Annotated in this window: 22 protein-coding genes and 2 tRNA genes; 13 read left to right on the plus strand and 11 right to left on the minus strand. The window is 63.5% G+C overall.

Features of this window, described 5'->3' with window-relative positions; all coding sequences use genetic code 11:
- Window positions 1-6 precede the first annotated feature (6 nt).
- Both ACQ66M_RS02900 and ACQ66M_RS02905 read right to left on the minus strand, forming a co-directional pair.
- On the minus strand, window positions 7-321 hold the full coding sequence (locus ACQ66M_RS02900; protein ID WP_350171175.1) for a PepSY domain-containing protein: 315 nt from the start codon (window positions 319-321) through the stop codon (window positions 7-9).
- A 110-nt stretch (window positions 322-431) separates the two neighbouring features.
- Window positions 432-1,028, minus strand: a complete 597-nt coding sequence (locus ACQ66M_RS02905; RefSeq protein WP_430401723.1) for a hypothetical protein — start codon at window positions 1,026-1,028, stop codon at window positions 432-434.
- A 225-nt stretch (window positions 1,029-1,253) separates the two neighbouring features.
- On the opposite strand from ACQ66M_RS02905, the gene ACQ66M_RS02910 reads away from it, so the two are divergent.
- Window positions 1,254-3,638: a bifunctional diguanylate cyclase/phosphodiesterase gene (locus tag ACQ66M_RS02910; protein ID WP_430401725.1), complete on the plus strand. Its 2,385-nt coding sequence runs from the start codon at window positions 1,254-1,256 to the stop codon at window positions 3,636-3,638.
- A gap of 9 nt (window positions 3,639-3,647) precedes the next feature.
- Here the strand turns inward: ACQ66M_RS02910 and ACQ66M_RS02915 are convergent, their stop codons facing one another.
- Window positions 3,648-4,526 (minus strand): DnaJ C-terminal domain-containing protein, encoded by an 879-nt coding sequence (locus tag ACQ66M_RS02915; RefSeq protein WP_430401727.1) that lies wholly within the window; start codon window positions 4,524-4,526, stop codon window positions 3,648-3,650.
- Between the two features lie 330 nt (window positions 4,527-4,856).
- On the opposite strand from ACQ66M_RS02915, the gene ACQ66M_RS02920 reads away from it, so the two are divergent.
- Window positions 4,857-5,741, plus strand: a complete 885-nt coding sequence (locus ACQ66M_RS02920) for a ParA family protein (RefSeq protein WP_430401729.1) — start codon at window positions 4,857-4,859, stop codon at window positions 5,739-5,741.
- A complete protein-coding gene (locus tag ACQ66M_RS02925; protein WP_430401731.1) occupies window positions 5,738-6,190 on the plus strand; it encodes a hypothetical protein in 453 nt (150 codons plus the stop codon). The genes ACQ66M_RS02920 and ACQ66M_RS02925 overlap by 4 nt, the downstream gene beginning before the upstream one ends.
- Here ACQ66M_RS02925 and ACQ66M_RS02930 read toward each other — a convergent pair.
- Window positions 6,187-7,515: an FAD-dependent oxidoreductase gene (locus ACQ66M_RS02930; protein WP_430401733.1), complete on the minus strand. Its 1,329-nt coding sequence runs from the start codon at window positions 7,513-7,515 to the stop codon at window positions 6,187-6,189. The genes ACQ66M_RS02925 and ACQ66M_RS02930 overlap by 4 nt on opposite strands.
- Before the next feature lie 460 nt (window positions 7,516-7,975).
- Between ACQ66M_RS02930 and ACQ66M_RS02935 the strand changes: the two genes are divergently transcribed.
- The gene (locus ACQ66M_RS02935; RefSeq protein ID WP_430401735.1) at window positions 7,976-8,227 is read left to right on the plus strand and encodes a hypothetical protein; all 252 of its coding nucleotides are present in this window, start codon (window positions 7,976-7,978) and stop codon (window positions 8,225-8,227) included.
- A 12-nt stretch (window positions 8,228-8,239) separates the two neighbouring features.
- On the opposite strand, the gene ACQ66M_RS02940 is transcribed toward ACQ66M_RS02935, so the two are convergent.
- Window positions 8,240-8,313, minus strand: a tRNA-Gly gene (locus ACQ66M_RS02940).
- Window positions 8,314-8,346: 33 nt separating this feature from the next.
- A tRNA-Tyr gene (locus tag ACQ66M_RS02945) sits at window positions 8,347-8,431 on the minus strand.
- Between the two features lie 114 nt (window positions 8,432-8,545).
- On the opposite strand from ACQ66M_RS02945, the gene ACQ66M_RS02950 reads away from it, so the two are divergent.
- The gene (locus ACQ66M_RS02950) at window positions 8,546-9,364 is read left to right on the plus strand and encodes a TrmH family RNA methyltransferase (protein ID WP_430401737.1); all 819 of its coding nucleotides are present in this window, start codon (window positions 8,546-8,548) and stop codon (window positions 9,362-9,364) included.
- Window positions 9,365-9,412: 48 nt separating this feature from the next.
- A complete protein-coding gene (locus ACQ66M_RS02955) occupies window positions 9,413-10,381 on the plus strand; it encodes a hypothetical protein (RefSeq protein WP_430401739.1) in 969 nt (322 codons plus the stop codon).
- A gap of 3 nt (window positions 10,382-10,384) precedes the next feature.
- Here ACQ66M_RS02955 and ACQ66M_RS02960 read toward each other — a convergent pair whose 3' ends face one another.
- A complete protein-coding gene (locus ACQ66M_RS02960; protein WP_430401741.1) occupies window positions 10,385-10,798 on the minus strand; it encodes a hypothetical protein in 414 nt (137 codons plus the stop codon).
- A 160-nt stretch (window positions 10,799-10,958) separates the two neighbouring features.
- On the opposite strand from ACQ66M_RS02960, the gene ACQ66M_RS02965 reads away from it, so the two are divergent.
- Entirely contained in the window at window positions 10,959-13,781 is a 2,823-nt protein-coding gene (locus ACQ66M_RS02965; RefSeq protein WP_430401743.1) for a phosphoenolpyruvate carboxylase, read from the plus strand.
- A gap of 128 nt (window positions 13,782-13,909) precedes the next feature.
- Entirely contained in the window at window positions 13,910-15,160 is a 1,251-nt protein-coding gene (locus ACQ66M_RS02970; RefSeq protein WP_430401745.1) for an acetyl-CoA C-acetyltransferase, read from the plus strand.
- Window positions 15,161-15,268: 108 nt separating this feature from the next.
- Here the strand turns inward: ACQ66M_RS02970 and dnaJ are convergent, their stop codons facing one another.
- Together dnaJ and ACQ66M_RS02980 are read right to left on the minus strand one after the other, a co-directional pair.
- On the minus strand, window positions 15,269-16,420 hold the full coding sequence (gene dnaJ / locus ACQ66M_RS02975; protein WP_350171162.1) for a molecular chaperone DnaJ: 1,152 nt from the start codon (window positions 16,418-16,420) through the stop codon (window positions 15,269-15,271).
- Window positions 16,421-16,513: 93 nt separating this feature from the next.
- Window positions 16,514-17,812 carry a penicillin-binding protein activator gene (locus tag ACQ66M_RS02980; RefSeq protein ID WP_350171161.1) on the minus strand — a complete coding sequence of 433 codons (1,299 nt, stop codon included), beginning with the start codon at window positions 17,810-17,812 and terminating at the stop codon, window positions 16,514-16,516.
- Between ACQ66M_RS02980 and rsmI the strand changes: the two genes are divergently transcribed.
- On the plus strand, window positions 17,806-18,729 hold the full coding sequence (rsmI, locus tag ACQ66M_RS02985) for a 16S rRNA (cytidine(1402)-2'-O)-methyltransferase (protein ID WP_430401747.1): 924 nt from the start codon (window positions 17,806-17,808) through the stop codon (window positions 18,727-18,729). The two genes, ACQ66M_RS02980 and rsmI, sit on opposite strands and share 7 nt — an antisense overlap.
- A 60-nt stretch (window positions 18,730-18,789) precedes the next feature.
- Window positions 18,790-18,978: a hypothetical protein gene (locus tag ACQ66M_RS02990; RefSeq protein WP_430401749.1), complete on the plus strand. Its 189-nt coding sequence runs from the start codon at window positions 18,790-18,792 to the stop codon at window positions 18,976-18,978.
- A gap of 22 nt (window positions 18,979-19,000) precedes the next feature.
- Here the strand turns inward: ACQ66M_RS02990 and ACQ66M_RS02995 are convergent, their stop codons facing one another.
- On the minus strand, window positions 19,001-19,387 hold the full coding sequence (locus tag ACQ66M_RS02995; protein WP_430401751.1) for a hypothetical protein: 387 nt from the start codon (window positions 19,385-19,387) through the stop codon (window positions 19,001-19,003).
- 239 nt (window positions 19,388-19,626) lie between these two features.
- Here ACQ66M_RS02995 and ACQ66M_RS03000 point away from each other — a divergent pair, with 239 nt between their 5' ends.
- Genes ACQ66M_RS03000 through ACQ66M_RS03010 form a run of 3 tightly spaced genes read left to right on the plus strand, consistent with a single transcriptional unit; the run spans window position 19,627 to window position 23,402 of the window.
- Entirely contained in the window at window positions 19,627-21,618 is a 1,992-nt protein-coding gene (locus ACQ66M_RS03000; RefSeq protein ID WP_430401753.1) for a transglycosylase domain-containing protein, read from the plus strand.
- A 45-nt stretch (window positions 21,619-21,663) separates the two neighbouring features.
- Entirely contained in the window at window positions 21,664-22,704 is a 1,041-nt protein-coding gene (locus tag ACQ66M_RS03005; RefSeq protein WP_430401755.1) for a class I SAM-dependent methyltransferase, read from the plus strand.
- Entirely contained in the window at window positions 22,701-23,402 is a 702-nt protein-coding gene (locus tag ACQ66M_RS03010) for a pseudouridine synthase (RefSeq protein WP_430401757.1), read from the plus strand. The genes ACQ66M_RS03005 and ACQ66M_RS03010 overlap by 4 nt, the downstream gene beginning before the upstream one ends.
- Window positions 23,403-23,605: 203 nt before the next feature.
- Here ACQ66M_RS03010 and ACQ66M_RS03015 read toward each other — a convergent pair whose 3' ends face one another.
- Entirely contained in the window at window positions 23,606-24,742 is a 1,137-nt protein-coding gene (locus ACQ66M_RS03015; protein ID WP_430401759.1) for a hypothetical protein, read from the minus strand.
- Between the last annotated feature and the right edge of the window lie 63 nt (window positions 24,743-24,805).

The raw sequence follows: 24,805 nt of genomic DNA on the forward strand, positions 1-24,805 counted from the left end.
CATGAATCAGGCGCCGCGACGATCTGTGATCGCGCCAGACTGGGCATCCACAACAAAGCGCATCTTGCGCCCGTCCGCAGTCATCCAGTCAATGTGGTATTCCGCCCCGCCACTCCGTTTCGACACAAGGTCGGCGCCCAGCTGGTAGCCACCATATTGCTGCTTGAGCATGGAGAATATGCGGCTCAGCGGCACGGTCCTGCCGTCACGCACGGCGTCGCGCGCCTGCCCGGGCGAAAAGGAATCGCCCCAGCCCTGCGCAGCCGCAGGTCCGGTCGACAGCAGTGCCAAGGCTGCAAGAGAGGCAAAAATCCGCTTCATGGGCCCAGCGTATAGGCCGAAAGCCCTGAATGTGAAGTGAACGCGGACAGACAGTTTTATTCAGGTCGAAGGCGCCAGCCCGGGCTGGAAATCACGACGCGCGGGCCGAATCAGTTCGCGCGGGTCTGCTGTTGCGCCTGGAGTGTCACCTCCCAGCCCGACTTGCCGCCCCGCCCGCCTGTGAACCGGGAAAACATCATTTCCACGTAGAGGGGGTCTGCCTTGAAGTCGCCCACCTGTTCTTCCGGCACAACCGGCCTGAATGTCGTTTTACCATAGACCTCGTATTGCGCATTTTCCGACACGGCCTGGGTCGTCCAGGCGTCTCCCAGACACGCCTCAGCCGTGCTGACGGCCTCCTCATACGCAGCTCTGGCCAGTTCGCCGTCTGATTCCTGGTTCATCGTGCCCGCTTCAAACAGGGTGCAGGAATAGGTGAAGATATCCGTGTTGCCGCCAAAGAAGCCGCGCATGGCGCCCAGCCTGCAGGCGCTGTCCAGCAGGGTCTCGTTCGACTCCCACGCATCGGGCAGCGGCTCGTCTCCCAGCATGCGCGGATCGCCTCGCAGGCTGGTGAAGGGCTCATCCTCAGCCCGGGCCGCCATGATGGCGGAAATCTGCGCGCATGGGTCCTTTGGCTCAACGGCTTCACCTTCTGCGCACGCACCCAGCGCCGCCAGCGGCAGCAAGAACAGATATCGTTTCATCGTTTCCCCTCGAATCATCATGTCGGCCAGCAGCCTAGGGCCAGTCCGCCCTCTCATGCATCACCCCACGGGGGGGGGGCAGGCAGATCAGTCCCCAAACCGAACCTCCGTTTCAACCCTGAAGATCCAAGGACGACCGCACAGTCAACAGCCAGGTTGTCAATTTGGTAACCATCTAATCGTCTTCTGTATATAAATATACAGAACCGGATTGTTCACAGCCCCATGCGCCAGGTTTTCAACTGCATCACGAACGAGCATGATTTCGCGCACATGTTGATGGCCATGTTCGTATTGGGCTTTGGCACCTTGTGTACGCTTATCGTGTTCCACCGCAGCCAGGCCGCCATTTCGGTGCGCCTGCAGCGCATCTGGGTGACAGCTTCAGGCGTTGTGATGGGTCTTGGCATCTGGGCGACGCATTTTATCGCGCTGCTTGGCCATCGTCCGGGATTCCCCGTTGTCTTTGACGGCTGGATCACGCTTCTGACCCCCCTCATCTCCGTGGCCGGCTTCGTCGGAGTCACGCACCTTCTGTCCGTGAACAAGAGCACCAATAGCCGGATTGCCAGCGCCGCCATCGCCACCGTCACCGTCACCTGCATGCACTTCTTCGGCGTCAGCGCGCTCCACGCCTCAGCAGTGATCACATATGACCCCGCAACTGTCCTCGTCGCCATTGCGATGGGCTTCGTCAGCTTCTGCATGACCTATCTTCTCGTCACGAAAAGCGACCGGAACATGCGCAACCTCCTCGCATGGTTCGCCTGCATGGCCGCCGTGCTCTCAATTCACTTCGTCAGCGCCTCCGGAACGACCATGGTTCCGATTGACGGGTCCAGCGATCCTGCCTGGACACTCGGCACAGGCGGCGTAAGCCTCTTCATCGCCATCGGGTTCGGCGCCATCCTCATCGTGTCGGCGCTGGCTGCCGGGCTGGATACGGCCGTCCAGGACGTGCGCACCAGCGAGAACCGCAAACTTGCCCTTCTGGCGGATTCGGCACTCGAAGCGCTGTTCATCGTGTCCCCGGAAGGGCGCATCATCGATGCCAACAAGGCAGCAGAATCCATTCTCGGCACGTCGCGCGATGATCTGCGCGGCTCTGACATTTTCCAGGTCATGCAGCTTGAAGACGCCTGCGACATCCCGACGTGCGATAATCATGATTTCGGCGAGCGCCCGCTTCTCCTGTCCGATGGCCGCAAGATCATTGTCGATATCAACTGCCGCGCCTTCCACGACAAAGCGAGCGCCTTCAACGTCTTCGCCGTGCGCGATCTCACCCAGCGCCTGCGCAACGAAGCCCGGGTACGGGCCCTTGCCTATCAGGATCCGCTGACCGGGCTCGCCAATCGTGTGGCGTTCAATCTGGCGCTCGCATCCGCCATTCGCAAAAGTCCGGACCCGGCCGACAATCTCGCCGTGCTGATCATCGACATGGATGAGTTCAAGGAAGTGAACGACCAGTTCGGCCACAGGGCTGGTGACCTCCTGCTGAAGACCGTCGCCAAACGGATCAAGTCCAGCGTTCGTCACAGCGACCTGGTCGCCCGGCTCGGAGGCGACGAATACGCCGTCATCCTGCTGGGACGCCAGGGCAAGGCCGAGATCAGGACCGCAGCGGAATCCATCCTGTCGGCGATCTCAGCCCCGCTGCAGATTGGACAGCGCACACTCGGTGTCGGTGCCAGCATCGGTATCTCCGTCGGCGTTCCTGTAAGCGGCGGTCCGACACGAATCCTCACCTCAGCCGACCGGGCGCTTTACGCCGCCAAGGAGTCCGGCCGCGGCCAGGTCCGGTTCTATGATCTTCCGCTGCATCTCGAACTCGAGCAAAGACGGGGTCTTGAACGCGAGCTTCATCAGGCCCTGCTCCTCGGACAGTTCGAACTGTACTACCAGCCCAAGGTCTGCAGCAGCACACGAGCCGTCCTCGGACGCGAAGCCCTGATCCGCTGGAACCACCCGGATCGCGGCCTGGTCGATCCTGACCTTTTCATTCCAATTGCGGAGCAAAGCCTGCTGATCAACCAGATCGGCAACTGGACAATCCGGGCAGCTTGCGAAGAAGCCCGCAGCTGGGACGAAACCATCTCTGTCTCGGTCAATCTCTCCGCGCGGCAATTCCTTGACCCGGACCTTGTCGATCATGTCCGCCAGGCCCTGAGGGGAACCGGGATCACACCGTCGCGCCTTGAATTCGAGGTCACCGAGACAGCGCTGATCCAGAACCAGTCGCTCGCGATTGCCATCCTGAACGAACTCAAGGCGATGGGTGTCCAGATCGCCCTTGATGATTTCGGCACCGGCTATTCCTCGATGAGCTATATCCAGACCTTCCCGTTCGACCGGATAAAGATCGACCGCTCCTTCGTCAGCTCAATGAATGTCAATCGCAAATCGCGTGCGATTGTCGAGGCCATCATCCACCTCGCGCATGCGCTCCGGATCCCGGTCGTTGCTGAGGGTGTCGAAACCGAAGCCCAGGCGCTGGCCCTGGCAATGCTCGGCTGCGAGGAATTGCAGGGCTATCTCATCGCCCGGCCCGAACCGATGGCAGATCGCGCGGCAATGTCAGCCTTCGGTAATTCTCTTACCGCCGCCTGACACCGGTTGCTATTTTGACCGGCCTTCTGCCCACTTCCTGAGACCGGGGTCAGCCGGATCATCCAGGACGATTTTCAGCCGCGCGTAGAGGTTCCCGGGCGCACTTCCCTGCACGCCCTTGCCACGCAGGCGCAGTTGCGCGTCTGAATTGGATCCCGGCGGCACTTTCAATGTCACCGGCCCGGACGGTGTCCGCACTTCAACATTGCCGCCAAGCAGAGCCGTCTGCAGGCTGATCGGCACGGTCATGCGCAGGTCCTTGCCGTCACGTTCCCATATCTTGCTCGGCCGGATTTCCAGTTCCAGCAACGCGTCGCCCGGCGCGCCGCCATTCGGCGAAGGCTGCCCCTGGCTTTTCAGGCGCAGTGACTGGCCGGACTCTATGCCCGCCGGGATGTTCACGTCCAGCGCCGTGCCATCGGCCATAGTCATGCGCCGCCGTGCACCGGTTACGGAATCCTCGAAGGAAATCTCCACGCGGTATCGTATGTCCCGGCCCTTTTGCGGCCCGGGATTGCGCCGGCGCCCGCCGCCGAACATGCCACCAAGAATCTCCTCGAAAGGGTCGCCCTGCGCGCCATCGAACGGGCTGCGGCCCCGCGATTCCCAGCGATACGCATCGCCCGGTCCACCACCAGGTCCCCCGCCCGGAAACCCGGCCGGGTTGCCGTCGCCATCAATCTCACCCCGGTCGAATTTCGCCTTCTTTTCCTTGTCGCCAATAATGTCCCAGGCCTGGGACACGCGCTTGAACTCCTCCATCTTCTTGGCATCGTCGGGATGCAAGTCAGGATGCAGGGCTTTCGCCTTGTTGCGATAGGCTTTTTTGATCTCGGCCTCACTCGCGGTGCGCGGGACGCCAAGCACGCTATAGGGATCAAGGGCCAAGGGCGGATATTCCTTCCAGAACAGATTCAGTCAGCTTTGCACAGAGTTAGGATGTTCCGGTCCCGATTGAAAGCCACTGACCTGTGCGGCCATCCCGAATCCATGCCGCACCTCTTTTTCCGTGGAATGTGTTTCGATGCAGTGGACTTACCCCTGCCAGCATAACGGTCGAAAGAAAGAGATTTTTTCCAAGCAAACACCGGGCATTATACTGGAAACTTGAAGGAAATAGCGGTCCATGCCCTGTTTTTTTCCACTTCCGGCAATAGCCATGCCCGGCCAAATCTGCTTTGTGCCGCCCTTGTGACAGGGGCAAGAGGAGCTAGCAGAATGTCGGCACGCGTGATCTCGATCGCGAACTCGAAAGGCGGTGTCGGCAAGACAACCACCTGCGTCAGCCTGGCTGAAGCCTATGCGGCCTCGGGGCGCCGCACGCTCGTGGTCGATCTCGACACCCAGGCCAATGCGTCTCTCCTCGTTTACGGCCACGAAGGCGATGAACATCTTTTCCAGGCCATCACGGATTACGCCACAATATCCGACTGGCTGCTGGAGAATTTCTTCGCCGGCGAACAGAAGCGCCTCTCCGAATTCATCGTCACCAATGCCAGCGATGTCACCCATGATGGCAAGCCCCTGCCGCTGGACCTGATCCCGTCTTCCCCGCGCCTGCGCAAGACAGAGCGCGAGCTGATCTACGAACTCACCGCCAAGAAATATTCCATGCAGGCCCTTGAGGGCCAGGTCGGCCGCCGCCTGCGCGACGACTTTGACCTCATCAAATCGGAGTACGACATCATCATCTGCGATTGCCCGCCTGGCATCTCGGTGATGACTGAAAGCGTGCTCGCCGCCAGCCACCTCATCATTGTGCCCACCATCCCGGATTTCATGTCCACGCTCGGCCTCGATCTTTTCACCGGCGACATCATGAAAAACCTGCGCGACCGTGATATCAACAATTTGCCGGTCGTGCTCGCCACAAGGTTCGACAATACGCCCCACCAGCAGGTCGTGCTGCAGGCCATGCGCGATGCAGCCAATTCCAAGGAAGCCGAATTCGAGATGTTCGACACGGTGATCCCCCTGAAGACCGGCTTTGCCACCAACCCGATAGAGCTTGGCCCGGATCCGACCCTCAGCGCCAAATGGCCGGGCGAGGCGCTCGGCATTATCGACAAGCTCCTGAAGGAAGTGCAGGAGCGGCTGAAATGAGTGGACAGACCGGTTCCCGGGGTGCTGGCGCGCTGGCCGCCCTGCTGGAGAACAATGATCGTTTCGGCAAGCTCGCCGACAGGGATTTCGCTGCCGCGGCAGGCCTGCTCGTACGCAAGCTCATGATCTCCGCCGGGCAGACACGCGACGACATGATCTTCCTGCGCGGCGCCGTTGGCCAGGATATTTTCGAGAGCGAGCTGAAATCCCTCTCCGCCTATCATGCCCGCCTGCTCGCCCGCCGCCTCGACAAGCATGTCGACGATTACGAAGTCTCCACTGCCGGGGCCGCCGCGGCCCACATCCGCAAGATCATGTCGGGCGAGGCAACGGCAACAGAGGCCGCGCCCGATGCGCAGGAAGACCCGCCCGAAGACACACCGTCTACAGATGATGACGCACCGAAGAATACCTATTTCGGCCGAAAATCCTTCCGTACCGGGAATTAAGTCCCGGCCACAGCAACGAACAGTGCGCGGTTTTCGCGCATAATCATTGCCGTGTCCTCCGCGCTCGGCTCCAGTGACCAGTTGCCCTTCTGGAACGTGCCGCCCAGCACCACACCATCACGCCGCCCGAACATGTAGGCATGACCGCCAGTTAGGATGTTATAATCCACCTCCGCCTGCGGCTGCAGGATTACCAGCTGCCCCCGCGCAGGCATGATGCCCGTGTCCCCGAACAGCGCTCCTGCGCCCAGTCCCGTGCAGTTGAACACCACCGACTCCCGCAGCGCCACCACCTGCGACACATCGTCAAACGCCTTCACCGCGATACGGCCTCCGCGCAGGCGAATGTCGCGCTCCAGCACGCGCAGGTAATACGGCGTGTCGACCATCATCGTGTCAAAGCTGCGTGCATGGGGCGAGGCAAAGCTCAGCTCGCCTGGCGCATAGTCGCGCGCGTTGACCACGAATTCGTGCAGCGGATGGCCGACCGGCGCCGGCGTGTTCGGCTTCGGCTCATTCGACAGGACGTAATTAATCTCCCAGCTCACACCATATTCCGGCCCGGCCAGCAGCTGGAAGCGCCGGAAAGCAAACCGCGCCGCCGCCACATGCCGCGCCATATAAGCCGCGTCCACCAGGCTCTCCTGGTAGACCGATGCCGGCCACCATTGCCCGCCTGCAACGTTCGATGTCGTCTCCGGCGACAGGGCCTTGGCATAGATCGTCACGTTCGCACCGCGCTCCAGCAGCAGCATGGCCGTCGACAGGCCGACAATCCCTGCCCCCAGCACGGCATAGTCTGACACGTCAGGGTTCCAGCCCTCCTCCACGGCCTGGTGGGCCGTGCCCCATGAGAGGCTGATCCCGCCTCCGCCATGGCCATAATTATGGATAATTGCCGTCTCGCCCAGCATCTCTCGCTCGACCCGAAAGCCGGTCGGCCGGTAGGGCCGCAGTCCGACATCCACCCGCGCAATCCGCCCTGGATCCACCCGCACCGGCGGCACATGCCTCATCGCCACTTTCCGCTGGGCCGTCGGCACGCCCGCACACCCTGCTGCGAAAGCCGTCAGGCCGGTTGCGGCAAATGCCCGGCGCGTCATACATGTCATGGCCTGTATCTCCTGCGGCCCCGTCCAGAGCGCACCCTTGCCGTCGCCGCGCGCCAGATCAAGTCCAATCCTGCGGCCCGCGCCAAGCCACTCGCGCGGCCCCTGCGCCTGTTCCGTCATGAGTACACACACGGCGCAGACCGCGCGTCCACCCTGTCCGGCGATCCGGCAAGCCTCTATGCTCCGAAACCGGTACATCTGGTCCTCGGGCATCAGCAGAAGGGCCGACGCCCGGCAGCATCTGGCGCACCAACACGTCCCGCTGACTTGCCAGGGCTATGATCATGCTCGCCTCCACCTCCCCGGCCAGAGTCGCAGCCTGGCTCACGGTGTCCACCGGGCGCACGCCCGGTGCCCAGGCATAGCCGCGTAAGAAACCGCGTCGGCTAGACCCACCAACTTGACCACACCGACCGCAACGATCCTGCAGCCCTCCCAACGTGGCCCGCTTGCCGCGGGCGGGTCTCCCGCCCTTCAGGCCACCCGCCGTTTGCTGGGCCTTTTGATGAGCCATAACATATACGCGCAGCCACTCCGGTCGGAGCGGACCCGTCCGGTCCCTGCACCAAATCGCCCCAAACAAATCCCGTCCCGGCCTGAAAGCCTCTCCTTTCCCGCCGCATTCGGGGCGCAGCCTCTATTCATTGCAGACACGCAGTGAAAGGAGCCCGCAATGTACGCCGCAGCCAGGAACACAGCCCCTGCCGAAACCTCCCTGGTCCCTGCCTGCGCGCTCACCCTGCCCGATCCACAACCGCACGCCCTGATGCAGCTCGGCCGCGCCCTGCCGGAAACGGCCACGCTGTCAGACCTGAAACGCCTCGCGTTCATCATCCTTTTCCTGACAGGTTGCATGCTGAAACTCATATTCCGACGCATCCGGCAGGATATGACGACGCAGAACCACGCCACGCATCTGAATTGAAAGGGAAGACCTTGGAGCGGGTACACGGGATCGAACCGAGATAGCTAGCTTGGAAGGCTAGTGCATTACCATTATGCTATACCCGCAACCGGTATGTCGCTCATCCATAGCACAGACAGTGGTGGAGGGGACAGGATTCGAACCTGTGTACGCTATGCGGGCAGATTTACAGTCTGCTGCCTTTAACCACTCGGCCACCCCTCCAAGGGCTGCCTGCGACTCACGATAATTGACGCCGTCGCCCCGAACCGCCTAAAGGCACGGGCAGACCCGTCTCCTCCACCCGCTTCGGGAGACGGCCTTATAGGGACGAAAGAAATGGCGCGCAACCATCCAAAACGCCGAAACACACACGGGCCTGCCGGACAGGACGGATCGCCGCGGCCACGCCAGGATCGCCCGCGCGAACGCTCTGGCGGCGGCGACGGTGAAGGCTGGCTATGGGGCACCCATGCCGTCATGGCCGCGCTCGCAAACCCCTCGCGCACGATCCACAAAATGCTGGCCACCGAAAACGCGGCCGCCCGGCTCGGCCCCGCACGGATCACGCCGGAAATTTTGCCTGGCAAGGATCTCGATAATCGCCTGCCGCCCGGCGCCGTGCATCAGGGCCTCGCCATCAAGGTCGCCCCGCTCAACGCGTCCAGCCTCGAGGACCTGATCGACAGAGGCGTCTCCCGCATCTGCGTGCTGGACCAGGTCTCCGACCCGCACAATCTCGGCGCGATCTACCGGTCGGCCGCGGCATTCGGCTTCAACGGCCTTGTCCTGCAGACCCGCCATGCCCCGCCCGTCACCGGCGTCGTCGCCAAGGCCGCCGTGGGCGCTGTTGAAACCGTGGCAGAGGCCCGCGTCGTCAATATTGCCCGCGCGCTCGAACAGCTCGGCGAGGCCGGCTACCACACGGTCGGGCTTGACGGCGGCGGGCGGCGGAAACTCGCGGATGCTGTTGCGAACACAGTGAAAGTGGCCATCGTGCTCGGCGCCGAAGGATCCGGCCTGCGACCTGCAGTTGCCAAGGCATGCGCCGAACTCGCGCACATCCCGATTTCCCCCGCCATGGAAAGCCTGAACGTGTCCAATGCTGCCGCAATTGCGTTCTACGAAGCGAGCCGGGAAGGTTTCCCAGCCGCGTAAAGCTCTGCTAGGGTTAACGCGAGGAATCGCCATTCGGGAGCACGTGCGATGCTAAGACTGATCTCCATCCTGTTGCTGCTCGGCGGTATCGCAATCGCCGGTATTGGCGGCGCCGCCCTTATGGAAGAATTCCGCCCGCGCGAACCCGTGGCCATGTCGGTCGAAAGCGAACCTGTGCTGATGAGCGAGGCCCCTGAAGAGGCCGCGCCTGCGCCTGAAGTCATGACGGATTCCGCGCCGCCCCCGCCACCGCCTGTGGCCGCAATGGAAGCGCCGCCTGAAGTGGACGCCGCGCCCATCAGGCCAACAGCCCGCGCGTCGGGCCCGCGCACGCGCTCCCTGGCCAGCGGACCAGCCGAAGACGACCTCGCGTCCGTTGCTTCGGCCGACGATGGCTTCTCTGCAGCCGACACCGAAGAGGCGTTCGATGCATTTTCCGACACATCAGAGGCCTTCGCCGAATCCGCCGGCGTCGCAGCGCCAGAGCCGCAGCAGTCGCGCGCCGCCGCCTTCCTTGAAACCCTGCAGACCGTACCGGTGGCCCACGAGACGCCAACGTCCGCTGAATACAAGCGCGCCTTTGACGTGACCCTCGCCATTGATGCGACGGGCGATGACACCGCCGCCGATGCCCTGCCGGGCCGCGGCAATGTCGTCACTGGCGAAGCCAGGGTGTCCGACCGGGTCGAGGCCCGCGTCAGCGGCGCCAATTTCGAAATCGTCCCCATGTCGCCCGGCATCCAGTCCCTGTCGCCCCTGACCGAAAATGTCTGGCGCTGGTCCGTCATGCCCCTGTCGGCAGGCGACCATGACCTCGTGTTCGAGATCTATGCCATTGACCAGGACTCGGTCGTGCCGCTGCGCACGTTTCGCGACACGGTCACGGTGCAGGTATCGGGCATCAACCGCGCAATCGCCTTTGCCGATCAGGCCAATCCGCTGTTCGTGCTGCTCGGCGGACTTGGCTCGGCGATTGCCGGCCTCCTTGGCGCGGTCAAGTTCTTCGGCCGCCGCTAGGCTCTAGCAGTTTCTGCTGAGGCAGGTCTGCAGGTCTGTTGCGCAGGCGCGGGCGTGCTCTTCGTCGGCGTCCGACAGGTCGTCCCGGTTGCGCACCACGGCCGGTTTGCCCTCGCGCCAGTCGACCCCGTACAGGTCGCCCACGCTGCGCGCCGTCAGGCAGGCCGATGCCGTCTGGTAGCATTCATCATCCGTGCGGATGCGGCAGACAGGCGGCTGGGAAATCACGTTATGGCTGGCAGCCGGGCTTTGCGAGACGACTGGTGCGGGCGAAGGCTGTACGATGGATGAGGCCGGTCGGGCCGAACCGAGTATCTGGTCCATCGCGCCAACTGCTGGCTGCCCTGTTGTTGGCGCAAAGGCCACAGCAAGGCTGGCGGCCAATGCCGTCAATGTGCCCATCGCTTCAATATCCATCTACACTTGCCCCTATGCCGGCACCTTACTGATACGACATATCGGTGGATTGTGCCACACGCGACAGGCAATCCGGCCGCAAAACCTGCAGCCTGCCTTGCGCTTATGCAGGTCTCGTCTGCTTTGACATCGCCGCCAAAGGCGTCTTTGTGGTGAACACATGACTAACGCAGCGTCCACTCCTCTCTCCCTGGCTGCCGCGCAGGACTTCCTGCGGGCGCAATCGGAGCGAATCGCGGTCGATCCGATGACGAATTCTGTCTTCGCCTTCGCCCAGTCCCTGTTCCAGGATCTCGAATCCGGCCGCACCAGGGTGGCAGACCTGGAGAAATTCGCCGGAGACCTGCACCTGACCCTGATCGAGGAGCGCGCAGACCGTTTCCGCGAACAGCATTATGATGCAGACCCGAAAGCGGGATGGTCGCTTGTCCGTGCCGCACTGGAAACGCATGCGAAACAGGACTTTGACACCTACCGGGATGCAGTCCAGCAAAATACCGGCGGCATCGTCTTCACGGCCCACCCGACCTTTGCCCTGTCGCGCGCGCTGCGCCAGGCATTCACCTCGCATGTCAGCCGGCCCAGCAAATCCAGCCGCGCCGCGCTTCTGAAGCACATCCGCGAGGACAGCCGGGCGTGGAACCAGTCGATCAACCTGGTCGGCGAACATGAGGAAGTGCAGGACGCGCTGCGCAATGCGGCGGGCGCCCAGCAGGCCTATGCCGCCCTGGTCATGCAGGTGGCCCGCAAGGCCTTTCCGGACCGCTGGCGCGACCTCAGGCCTTACCTGCCCACTCTGGCCAGCTGGGTCGGCTACGATCTTGACGGGCGCACCGATATTCACTGGTCGCAATCGCTGACCTTCCGCCTGCGCGAAAAGGCCGACCAGCTCGCCCGCTATTGCGACAGGCTGGAGGCCATGTCCGGTGCGAGCAAGATCGCCCCGCTCGCCCGCCTCATCATCCGGCTGCGCGCTGCAGCAAAGGACGCGGACGCAGACGCAGGCCTTTTCGCGCAGGACCTGACAGATCCCGAACACCTCGTGCGTGCGGCGAACGCGCTGACGGACCACAGCAAGCGCATGATCCTAGATGCGGCAGAGATCACCAGCGTGCTCGATGAGGCGATCCCGGCAGCCGATGACGCCCTCGCTGCCGCGCTGATCGCCTTCCGCGCCGAAGTGGAATCGCTCCAGCTCGGCACGGCCCGTATCCACTTGCGGGTCAATGCCGCGCAGGTGCGCACCGTCATCAACCGCGACCTTGGCCTTGAGACCGAAGACCGCGAACTCGGCCGCCTCGCCCTTGCCGAACTGTCGCAGAAGGCGCGCCAGTCAACGCCGGTCCAGGTCAATTTTGCCGACCTCTTCCTTGAGCAATCCACGGCCCGGCGCCAGTTCATGATGTGCGCCCAGATCCTGAAACACATCGATTCCGGCTCAGTCATCCGCTTCCTGATCGCCGAGAGCGAGAACCCCGCCACCGTCATGGGCGCGCTGTATCTCGCCCGCCAGTATGGCGTGGCCGACAAGCTCGACATTTCGCCCCTGTTCGAAACGCCCGAGGCGCTGGAAACCGGTGGGCGCTTCATCGAACGCCTGCTCGATGAACCGGAATTCCTGCGCTACGTGCAGGAGCGCGGCTATCTCTCGATCCAGCTCGGCTTCTCCGACGCCGGCCGCTTCATCGGACAGGTCGCCGCCGACATGGCCATCGAGCGCATTCACAACCTGATCGCCCGGGCCCTCGCCGCCAAGACCGATGGCGTGGCCCTGCTGATCTTCAACACGCATGGCGAATCCATGGGACGGGGGGCCTGGCCGGGCAGTTTCGGCCAGCGCCTCGATCACGTGCTGACACCCTGGACACGCAATGGCGCAGCGGCCCGCAACCTGCGCCTGATGCACGAGGTCAGCTTCCAGGGCGGTGACGGCTTCCTGCACTTTGCCAGCCTGCCGATTGCCGAGACCAGCTATGCGGCCTGGTGCCACCGGGCCCTGTCCAGCCCGCCCGACACATCCAAGGACCCGTTCTACACGCGCACCGACCTGGTCTGGGATTTCTACCGCTCGCTGCGCGCCTGGCATGAGCGCCTGTTCGTCAACCGGGATTATGGCCGCCTGCTTGGCGACTTTGCGGCGGGCCTCGTGGTCAAGGCCGGCTCGCGCCAGAAACGCCGCACCGGCGGCCCGACCGGCCCGCGCGCGCTGCGGGCCATCTCGCACAATGCGACGCTGCAACAGCTCGGCGTTCCGGCCAATACGGCCGCTGGCATCGGCTCGTCCCTGCAACGCGAGAATGACCGCCTTGTCGACCTGATCAATCGCAGCCCGCGCATGCACGGCCTCATTCTTCTGGCCCTGCGCGCCCGCGTGATGACAAGCCTGCCGGCCCTGCGCGCCTATGCCAACGTCTTCGATCCGTCGGTCTGGATTGCCCATTCCCGCCTCGCCGAAACGGACCGCACGGCGGCCTATCGGGCCGTCTATTACGGCCTGCGCGACAATGACAATTCGGTGTCGATCAACCGGATCGCCAATGTCCTGGCGATTGACCTTGGCAAGTTCGACCGGCTACTTGCCCAGCTTGATGATGCGCCTTCGGCCGAGGAACGCCATGAAGGCCGGCTGGACCTGCACGCGCTGCACGCCATCCGCCAGGCGTTGATGATGCGCGCCTTCATCCTGGTCGGTCAGGTGCCACGCATCTCCGAGCGCCATGATGCCGACGCGCGCGACCTCATGCACATGGTGCTTGACCTGCGCATCGGCGAAGCCGTCGACCTGCTGATGGATATCTTCCCCCGCGCCCGCGACGAGGACACCCCTTTCAAGACCCTCACCGAGACCGGGTCCGAGGCCAAATCCGCTGCCTATGGCTATGACCGTATCCACCGGGACATCATCGCCCCGCTGGACGAGATCGACCGCGCCCTGCATGGCATCAGCCTGGCCATCACCCACGCATACAGCGCGTTCGGCTAGGCCATTCCCCTCGGGAGGCTTGTGGCGATTTGATCGCCTTTCCCAACGTCATCCCTTCCCTTGACGCTTACGTGCGCGTAAACCTCGCTAACACCATTCAACAGTGATGCGAACCGGGAGATACCCTCATGGCTGAAGCCTATATCATCGACGCCTGCCGCACGCCGCGCGGCATTGGCAAGCAGGGCAAAGGCGCCCTCGCCCACATCCACCCACAGCAACTGGCAGCCACGGTCCTCAAGGCCCTCGCCGAGCGCAACAAGCTCGACACGGCCACCGTCGACGACATTATCTGGGGCACCAGCAGCCAGCGCGGCGCGCAAGGCGCTGACCTTGGCCGCATGGCCGCCCTCGATGCCGGCTATGACATCAAGGCCTCGGGCGTCACGCTCGACCGTTTCTGCGGCTCGGGCATCACGTCCGTCTCGCTCGCCGCGGCGCAGGTCATGTCCGGCATGGAAGACTGCGTCATCGCAGGCGGCACGGAAATGATGAGCTACACGTCCGCGACTGCTGACCCGAAAACCCCGCCTGTCATGGATGCCGGCAACCTGCGCCTGCGCGCCAGCCACCCGCAGACCCAGCAGGGTGTCTGCGCCGATGCCATCGCCACGCTGGAAGGTATTGACCGCGAGGCCGTCGACCGCCTCGCCTATACAAGCCAGCAGCGCGCCGCCCGCGCCATTGAGGAAGGCCGTTTCGACAAGTCTGTCGTACCGGTCTATAACGAAGACGGCTCGCTCGCCCTCGACCATGAAGAGTTCCCGCGCCCGTCCACCACGATGGAAACGCTGGCTGGCCTGAAGACCGTGTTCAACATGTACATGGACATTCCGATCGACGATCAGGGCAACACCTATGGCAACCTGATGACGCGCAAGTATCCGCAGCTTGAAGGCAAGGTGAACCACGTTCACCATGCCGGCAACTCGTCCGGCGTCGTGGACGGCGCCGCCTGCCTGCTGATCACCTCGAAGGACTATGCCGACAAGCATGGCCTGAAGCCGCGCGCCCGCATCGTTGCGACGGCGAACATGGGTGACTGCCCGACACTGATGCTGAACGCCCCTGTGCCTGCAGCCAGGAAAGTGCTCGAAAAGGCCGGCCTGACCAAGGACGATATCGACGTCTACGAGATCAACGAGGCTTTCTCGGTCGTGGCCGAAAAGTTCATCCGCGATCTCGACCTTGACCGTGAGAAAGTGAACATCAATGGCGGCGCCATGGCGCTCGGCCACCCGATCGGCGCCACAGGTTCGATCCTGATCGGCACCGCGCTGGACGAGCTTGAGCGCTCGGGCGGCCGCTACGGCCTGATCACAATGTGCGCCGCCGGTGGCATGGCCCCGGCCATCATCATCGAGCGTATCCAGGCCTGATCCGGCCCCTTGCGGCTAAGGAATAATACAAAATGCCCGGCTTGCGAGCCGGGCGTTTTTCGTTTCCAGAGGCAATAGGTGAGCAGGAACCAAAAGCGCGATGGACCGCTAGTTCGGATGTTTTTCGTCTTCGTGGCCGCCCCAGAAGCGTTTGATGCGACCGAGGAAGCCTTCGCTTTCCGGGTGGCAGTCGGCGCCGGAGCATTCGCAGAACTCGCGCAGGATGTCTTTCTGGCGGGATGTCAGGTTCTGCGGCGTCTCGACGAACATTTCGACATAGAGATCGCCGGTCTGGCCGGACGAGCGCACGCTGGGCATGCCCTTGCCGCGCAGGCGCAGCTTGCGGCCGGTCTGGGCGCCTTCAGGAATGGCAACGCGAGCGCGGCCACCGTCAATGGTGGGAATTTCGATTTCGCCACCCAGGGCCGCCGTCGCCATCGGAACGGGCGCGCGGCAATAGAGATTGGGCCCGTCACGCTCGAAAATGTCATGCTCGACAACATCGACGAAAATATACAGGTCGCCCTTCGATCCGCCCGCCATGCCGGCCTCGCCTTCGCCTGACAGGCGGATGCGCATGCCGCTCTCCACGCCTGCCGGGATCTTGACCGACAGCTTGCGCTCTTCGCGGACCTGTCCTGCGCCGCCGCATTCCTTGCAGGGCTTGCGAATGACCTTGCCCTTGCCCGAACAGCGCGGGCAGGTGCGTTCCATGGTGAAAAAGCCCTGCTGGGCGCGTACGCGACCATGGCCATCGCACATGTCGCATGTCTCAGGCGTGCTGCCTTGCGCCGCGCCGCTGCCGGAGCAGGGCTGGCAGGGCACGGCCTGCGGCACGTGAATGTTTTCGTCCTTGCCGAAATAGGCTTCGGCCAGCGTGATCTCGAGATCATAGCGCAGGTCTGCGCCGCGTTGTGGTCCGCCGCGCCGGCGTCCGCCAAAGCCGCCTGCGCCAAACACCTGGCTGAACAGGTCCTGGAAGATGTCTTCGGGATTGGCCCCGGCGCCAAATGGGCTGCCACCACCGCCGCCATTTTCGAACGCGGCATGGCCAAAGCGATCATAGGCGGCGCGCTTGTTCGTGTCGCTCAGAACGGCATAGGCTTCGCCGACTTCCTTGAATTTCTCTTCAGCCTCGGCATTGCCGGCATTCTGGTCCGGATGGAACTTCATGGCGAGTTTGCGGTAGGCCGATTTCAGCTGCTTCTCGTCCGCATCGCGAGCGACGCCGAGCACTTCATAATAGTCGCGCTTGCTCATGATTTACTGCTGTCTTCCCGAATTCCCTGCTGTGCGCAGACATGTGGGGCGAACTTCCCCTGCCCGCAAGGGAAAGCTGCAGATTACACAGGGTCAGCTTGGGCCGGGACCAAAGGCGGAAAGGCCTTTTTCGACAACACTGGCACCGGATGCCTGAATTTGCATCACGGCAAGCCCGCGCTGCGAAGTGCCATCGATGCGGAAACGGAACAGGCCATTCACGCCCATGAAGCCGTCAGGATCGGTGACGCCATTATAGCGCATGTTGTCTTCGGCCCCGAGCCGCACCGACAGCGCCGCGGCGTCATAGGCGACGGCGGCCAGATCGGTCGGATTGCGGCCGTAAATGCGATTATAGGTCTGCCGGAAACCGGCAAGGTTTGCCGGGTCCGGCGCCGCATAGACGCCGCCGGCAAGGGTCGGTTCGCGCCAGATGCTGGAATCGTCCCACAGGCTGGTGCCCATCAGCATGACCTGGCGCATGTCGACACCATTGTAGGGCAGCAGCGGCGCGACAGAGAGCAGCTTCACGCCGCGTTCGGGGATCATCACGGCGACCTTGCCGCGTGCGATCTCTGACTGCAGAACTGTCGCAATCTGGCGGGCCTCGTCTGCAGCGCCGGAGCCGGCATCATAGAAGGCCGATGCCACGACGACACCGCCCTGAAGCGAAGCCTGATAGCGCATCGCCGCCTCGACCTGACGTCCGTAAGGCGTGCCGGGGCCAAGGAAGACGAACGAGCGCACGCCGCGCGCACCGGCATATTGCATCACCCGCGACACTTCCTCTTCCGGCGAGATCGAGGCGAGGTAGGCACCGCCGCCAGCGGCGCTGCGGTCATTCGAAAAGGCAATGATCGGCACCTGCTTCTGGTTGGCGACCTGCTTGACCGCCTTCACATTGTCGCCGAACAGCGGGCCCAGGATAATGTCAGCGCCTTCCTGCAGGGATTCATCGACCCGTGCCTCGGTGACCGACTGCTTGCCGGCCGTATCCTTGGGCATGATCAGGAAATCCTCGCCGGCATATTCGAACAGAGCCAGCTCGATACCGGCCAGCATGCTCTCGGCTTCGGCGCGCACCTGTGCATTGGGATGCGAGAAGGGCAGCAGCACGGCGGCGCGCTTCACATCGCGCCCGTCCATGAAGGGCGGGATCAGGCCGCCATCGCCGCGCACCGGTTTCTGCGGGGTCAGCTCGCCCAGCCGTGTCTCATCCACGTCGCCGGGCTGCAGCACCTCACCGGTCACCGGATCGACCCGGGGTTCGCCAGTGCCGATCTGGACTGGCGGACGCGGAGGCGCCGTGGCACAGGCCGTGGCCAGAAGAAGGGAAGCGAGAACAAGGCTTGGCGCTTTGAGCTTCCTGAGCAATGGTTGAAGCAATGTCATCTCCTGATCCTTCCGAGCCCGAGGCAATTCACGCACCGGGCGACTCTACGGGCAGCCGCCGTGCCGGGCAACCGGCACAGGCACTTGGTCCCGGGCTTTATGTTGTCTCCACTCCGATCGGCAACCTGAGGGACATCACGCTGCGGGCGCTCGATGTCCTGGGCGGTGTCGAGGAAGTGCTGGCCGAAGACACCCGTGTCGCCGGGAAACTGATGTCTGCCTATGGGCTTAGGGTCCGGCTGAGCCCCTACCATGACCACAATGGGGCGGAACGGCGGCCGGGCCTTGTTTCGCGCATGCAGGAGGGTGCGAAAATTGCGCTGATCTCCGATGCCGGCACGCCACTGGTCTCCGATCCGGGCTGGAAGCTGACCCATGACGCCCTTGAAGCGGGCGTGAAAGTCTTCCCCATTCCCGGTGCGTCCGCCATGCTGGCCGGGCTCGTCGCCAGCGGACTGCCGAGTGACCGGTTCATGTTTGCGGGCTTCCTGCCGCCCAAGAGCGGGGCGCGGCGCGCGTCTGCCGAGGCGCTGAAAGCGGTGCCCGGCACGCTGATTTTCTATGAAAGCGGCCCGCGCCTTGCCGCCTCGCTCGAAGACCTTGCCGCCTCGCTCGGCGGGGACCGGCAGGCTGCGGTCGCGCGCGAACTGACCAAGCTGTTCGAGGAGACCCGCCGGGGCAGCCTGTCGGACCTGGCCGCCCATTATGCTGAAGCCGGACCGCCGCGCGGCGAGATCGTGCTGCTGGTCGGCCCGCCGCTTGAAACCGAGATCACGCAGGCCTCGCTGGATGCTGCCCTGCTGGACGCCCTGAAGGATCAGCCGACCAAGGCCGCAGCCAGCGCGGTTGCCGAGGCTCTTGGCCTGCCCAAGCGCGACGTCTACCAGCGCGCCCTGCAACTGAAGGCCAATGGCTGAACGTGCCCGCCAGCGGGCCGAAAGCCGTCGCCGGTCGGCGAGATAGACCTCATCGCATTCGTGGACGTGAAAGCCCTCGCCGGCCGCGAACATGCCCTGGGCGCTGTCGCGGCGGCCATCTGGCACCCTATTGCCCGCGCGGCGGATTTCCGGATGGCCCGGCACGTCCGATATGCCGATCATGGCTGGCGCTATGACCTGATTGCCGTCCCGCCGGGCCGCCTGCCGCAGCATGTCCGCAACGCGTGACTGCCGGGAATGGCGTGACGCCCTATTCCTCTGCGGGCGGTTCCTGCTGGATCGATACGATATAGGCCAGCAGCACTTCAGCACCCAGCGGGCCAAAGACGAAATCAGGCATTTTCTCGTGCCCGACATGCAGACCGGCCTGGAAATCCTCCGACAACGTATAGGGATTATACTGCGCCAGCAGGTAACGCATTGGCGGCGGATCCTCAGGCCGCTTTTTCGCGTCAGTGTCCAGCGCATGGCAGTTGGCGCACTGCGTTTCGGCAATCTTGCGGCCATCGGCGATGGATTGCGCGTCGGTCTTGATCACGGTCATCGCGGGCGCGTCCTGCACGGCTCTGTCGCAGGCCGCAGTGCCCATCGCGAGGATCAGGGCAAGGGCGGCAGGGTGAAGGAAAGGTCTGTACATGGCAACTGGCACTCCTGAGCTGCGCCAGCCACGCACCTCGCTTGGACGACGATCCCCGTGTCTGGCGGTTTGACGGACATCCGCAGGCGCAACCATACACGGCCCTGCATTTGCGGCCATACGCAATGTCCCGGGGTCGCGCGGCCTGACGGGCACTGTAAGGCACATGAACCACGCCTTCACCCTGCCGTAATCAAATCGCATGTAAATTACGCCCTTGATTCGATGCACAGGCTGACATGGCGAAATCTGCACCCCCCTCGAACACGCCGCGAACGGTAAAGGTGCCGCGCGAGCCGATCTTCCGGTGGCCATCGACATGGCGCGGATGGATCATCCTTATCGTTGTGGCCGCCATCCTGCTGGCGGGCGGTTATGCCCTCTTCAAGTGGCGCTCGCTCTATTTCGGCATGCCGAAACTGCCTGAGACCGCCGAACTGTGGGAAGTACATCGCGAACCGGCCATGGAATTTGTCGACCGGGATGGCAACACACTGGCCGTGCGCGGGCCGCGCTATGGCCGCTCCACGGACGTGTCGACCCTGCCGGCCTATGTGGCCCAGGCCTTCATCGCCGCCGAGGACAAGCGGTTCTATGAGCATGATGGCGCCGACGACGCAGCCATTGCCCGCGCGGCACTCTCAAACCTGCGCGCCGGTGAAACCGTGTCCGGCGCCTCGACAATCACGCAGCAGCTGATCAAGAATCTCGTGCTCGACAACCGCCAGACGCTGAAGCGCAAGGCGCAGGAAATGAAGCTCGCCCGCGAGTTGGAAAAGCGGCTCAGCAAGGATGAAATCCTCTCCCTGTATCTCAACCGGGTCTATTTCGGCGCGGGCCTCTACGGCATTGATTCGGCCGCGCGCAACTATTTCGGCAAGCCGCCGCAGGATCTCGAAATCCACGAAGCCGCCCTGCTGGCAACCCTGCCCAAGGCGCCGTCGAAACTTAACCTGCGCGAAAACCTCGCTGGCGCGCGTGATCGCCAGCTTTATGTCCTGTCGGAAATGGTCGATCTGGGGTTCATCACCAGGGCGCAATCCGAGGCGGCGCGCACAGCAGACATCAGGATCATCGACCCGCCCGTCTTTGACCCGCAGCTCGGCTATGTGCTCGATGCAGCGGCGGAACGCGTCCGGGCCATGCTGCCGCGTCTTCCGGGGGATCTTGTCGTTACAATCTCGATTGATCCGAAGATGCAGACCGGTATCGAGAAACTGCTGATTGAGCGCATGGCGAAGGATGGTCAGGCTCAGGGCGCGACCCAGGTCGGCGCGCTGGTTCTGGCAAAGGACGGTCGCGTGGTCGCCATGGTCGGCGGCACTGATTATGCGGCGTCCGAGTTCAACCGCGTCACGCAGGCCAGGCGCCAGCCCGGCTCCAGCTTCAAGCCCTTTGTCTACGCGGCCGCCCTCGAAGACGGGTTCTCGCCTTATGACGTGATGATCGATGCGCCGATCACGATCGAAAGGTGGCGACCGGAGAATTATGGCGGCGGCTATCTGGGCCCGATGACGCTGAGCGAGGCGCTGACACGCTCGACCAATACGGTCGCAGCGCAGCTGGGTCAGGAAACCAGCGAGGAGCGCATTATCGCGCTTGCCAAGCGCTTTGGCATGACCAGCGCGATGCAGCCCTTCCCGTCGCTTGCCCTCGGCAGCCAGGAAGTGACCATGTGGGAGCTGGTGCGGGCCTTTGGCGCGTTCCAGTCCGGCGGCCTGCGCATGGATCCCTATCTCATCGACAAGATCGAGGATTCACGCGGCATGGTACTGTACCAGCGCCCTGAATATGAGCGCGAACGCGTCTATCCGCATGACCTTGCCGAAGACATGAACGCAATGATGACGCGCGTGGTCAACGCGCCCATCGGCACGGGCGGACGGGCAAAGGTGAAGAACTGGACTGTCGCCGGCAAGACGGGCACGTCACAGGATTCGCGCGATGCCTGGTTTGTCGGCTTCACGGCGGCCTATGTCGGCGCGGTCTGGGTGGGCAATGACGATGACAGCGCAATGAAGCGGGTGACCGGCGGCGGCCTTCCTGCTGACCTCTGGTCGGACATGATGGCGCTGGTCCATGCCGGCAAACCGTCCGAAAGCCTGATCGGAGCGGAGGGCGGCGTGGTGGTGAGCGAGTCCGCAGAGCAGCGCATCACCTTCTATCGCGGCCTCAGCCAGGCCTTCAGCGTGGCCGCGGCAAACCGGGCGGCCGCCCGCTCACCGCAGTAAAACCGGGCTTCCCAGAGGCTGCCAGACCGCTTAACACGCGTGCGCATGGATACTGACGTTCTCGACACATTGAAACTCGCCCTTGATGGCGGCGGCGTAACCGTTCCCGAATCCGGAACGGTGCTTTTCCTGCGGGCAGAACCGGGGCCGGTGCTGCCTTTGCTGCCAAGGGACCGGCTGACCTGCCAGCAGACATTCAAGCCGCCGCATGATGCGCTCAAGGCGGCTGGATACACGCTGCTTGCCCCCGGCACGGAGACGTTCGAACCCGCCGAACTGACGCTGATCCTGCCGCCACGGCAGAAGGACGAGGCACGGGGCCTGTATGCCCGGGCCATGCTGGCGGCGCCGGAAGGCGGGGTCGTGCTCGCCTGCCTGCCGAACACGCTGGGCGCAAAAACCGCCGAGAAGACGCTGGGCGAAATTGCCGGGGAAACCGAGAGCCTGAGCAAGAACAAGTGCCGGGCGTTCTGGGCGCGAAAAGACTCGTCCGTGTTCAACACGGCGCTTGCCGAGACGTGGGTCGCCGCCGACCAGCCCCAACCTGTTGCCGACGGGGCCATGTGGAGCCGGCCGGGCCTGTTCTCATGGGACCGGGTGGATGCCGGGTCGGAGTTGCTGGCCGAGTGCATTCCCGAGGATATCAAAGGCATGGGCGCCGACCTTGGCGCAGGCCAGGGCTATCTCACGAAAGAAGTGCTGACGCATTGCCCGAAGATCAGCCACATGGACCTTTACGAGGCCGAGCACCGCGCCATTGTCTGCGCCACGCAGACGCTGGAGGCCTTCAGCCATGTTACGATCAGCTGGGCAGACGTGGCCCGTGATGTGCCGAACAACCGCTATGATTTCATCCTGATGAACCCGCCTTTCCATGTCGGACGGGCGGATGCGGCAGGCCTGGGGCAGGCCTTCATCCAGGCCGCGTCGCGGGCGCTGAAGCCGCACGGGTCGCTCTACATGGTTGCCAATCGGCACCTGCCCTATGAGGCGACCGTGGCGGCCTGCTTCAAGCAGTATGAAATCATTGAGGATTCCGGCGGCTACAAGGTGATCCGGGCGGATCGTCCCAAGCGGCCAAAATGAAGGATCTGCGCGCCCTCACGAAATACCTGGCCGGGCTTGGCTATGGCAGCCGCAAGGAGGTGGAGGCCGCGGTGCGGCGTGGGCGTGTGGGAGGCATTGAGAGGCGTGGCGGGGGTGTGGCGTGGCCGTTCGAGGGGGTTACGATCGATGGTGAGCCGCTGGACCCGCCGCCCGGCATGGTCCTCCTCATGCACAAGCCTGCAGGCTTCACCTGCTCGCGCGCCGATGGCGGGTCGCTGGTCTATGAATTGCTGCCGCCGCGTTTCCTGAAGCGCACGCCGACCCTGTCCAGTGTCGGCCGGCTCGATGCGGCAACCACGGGCCTCTTGCTGTTCACCGATGACGGGCAGTTGCTGCACCGGCTGATCTCGCCGAAGTCGGAGACGGAAAAAGTGTATGAGGCCATGCTCGCCCGGCCGCTGGAGGGGCATGAGGGCGCAGCCTTTGCCAGCGGCACGCTGGTGCTGCGCGGCGAGGACAAGCCGCTGAAACCGGCTAGGCTCGAGGTAACGGGGGAGCGCAGCGCGCGCGTCACCCTCACCGAAGGGCGCTACCACCAGGTGCGCCGCATGTTCGCTGCCATGGGCAACCATGTGGAGACGCTGCACCGCGCCCGCTTCGGCTCGCTGACGCTGGACGGGCTGGCCGAGGGCGAATGGCGGGCGCTGGGGGACGAGGAGGTGGCGCGGCTGGGGTGACGCCCATTTGCGGTGAATGCATCGAGTTAATCGGCCTGAAACGACTGGAGGTGGACTGCACGACGGTGAAATGTGCCGCCTTCGCGGGGCAGCAGCGCGTGAGGCGCGGCGGTGATGCCAGCCGGGAAATCGTATAAGGTCAGTCATCGGATCGATTACACCCTGAGAGAAGACAAGATTTCCATCCGCGAGCAAACGCGGCGCTAGGACCGCCCGACCTGCTTCTCGTAGCGGGCGGTAGCCAGTACGCGCTTGCCTCCGGGGAGTAGTGCGCCCGGAATAACGTGGACGTTCGCGCCTGTCAGTACAGCGGGCGCAATACGGCGCTGCAGCGTCAGGACCTGCTGCGCGGCATCGGGGTCATCAAAATCAAAATACTCGTCATCCGCGAATTCGCGAAGGCCGGCGGCCTCATCCGATATCCATACTGTTTCGATGCGCCCGTTCTGGCCGGCAGTCTCGACATCACCATCAACCACCAGGCCGGAGGGCGGCATATCCTTGAGTGTATCAGATCCCAGCTGACGTCTTTCAGTCTCAAGCTCGTTCCTCAGCGCCTCGGCCAGGCGCTCTGCATCAGAGCCATCGCCTGCGGATGTAAGATAATCCGTATCGAAAGTAACGTCTCCGAGGAGGGCGCGCACATGGCCTGCACCGCGCTCGTCACCGACGAAGAAAACCTTGCGGGCCGTTCTGGGTAGTCCATCCTTCAGGGCGTCTGCGATGCGGCGGTGGAAGACCTCTTCGGTCTTTTCCTCTTCCTGTTCCTGCGTTGTGCCAAGCGAGTGAAATTTTGCAAAGCTGCCATGGCCCTGTGTGCGGCGGCCGCTGGACGCGGAATGGAACAGGACATCGAGTTGCGGCTCGCGGCGCGCTTCAATCTCGTCATAATCGGGAACCGACATCGTGTCGGAGAAGTCTTCAAGGCCGCGAGCGGTCGCCCGATAGATTTTCGGCTGGTCACGATCAACGATGACCGCCCATGCCGAGTTGCGGCTCGAGGCGTCAACGAGGACCGGCAACCACATCGCCTCCTGATCGCTGGCGACCATGGCCACGGGTGGATTGTTCAACCTGACCTCATGAAAGTCGCCGCCCGCAGAGAAGAAAGCCGAGCCTGCACTTTCCATGTCAGACATTTCCAGCGCGGTCAGGCGGTCGATGAGCTGAGTGTGGTCGCCAGGACAGCCGGCAATGGCCTGCGCGGCGTTCTTGGTCGCGATGCGAAGTTTCTCGCCACCTGTCTGCATATGCGGACGCGGGAGCAGCACCGAGACCACATTGTCGCCAAGGCCCGTGAGGGCCTCGTGAATATTCGCGGGTGAAAACCGATTGGTCATGACAGTGTCCCTTCATCTTTGCCGTTACCAACAGAACGGCATGGCAGGCGTTAAGTTCCTGAG

Source organism: Hyphomonas sp., from assembly GCF_965284475.1.
In the GTDB taxonomy this organism is placed as follows: domain Bacteria; phylum Pseudomonadota; class Alphaproteobacteria; order Caulobacterales; family Hyphomonadaceae; genus Hyphomonas.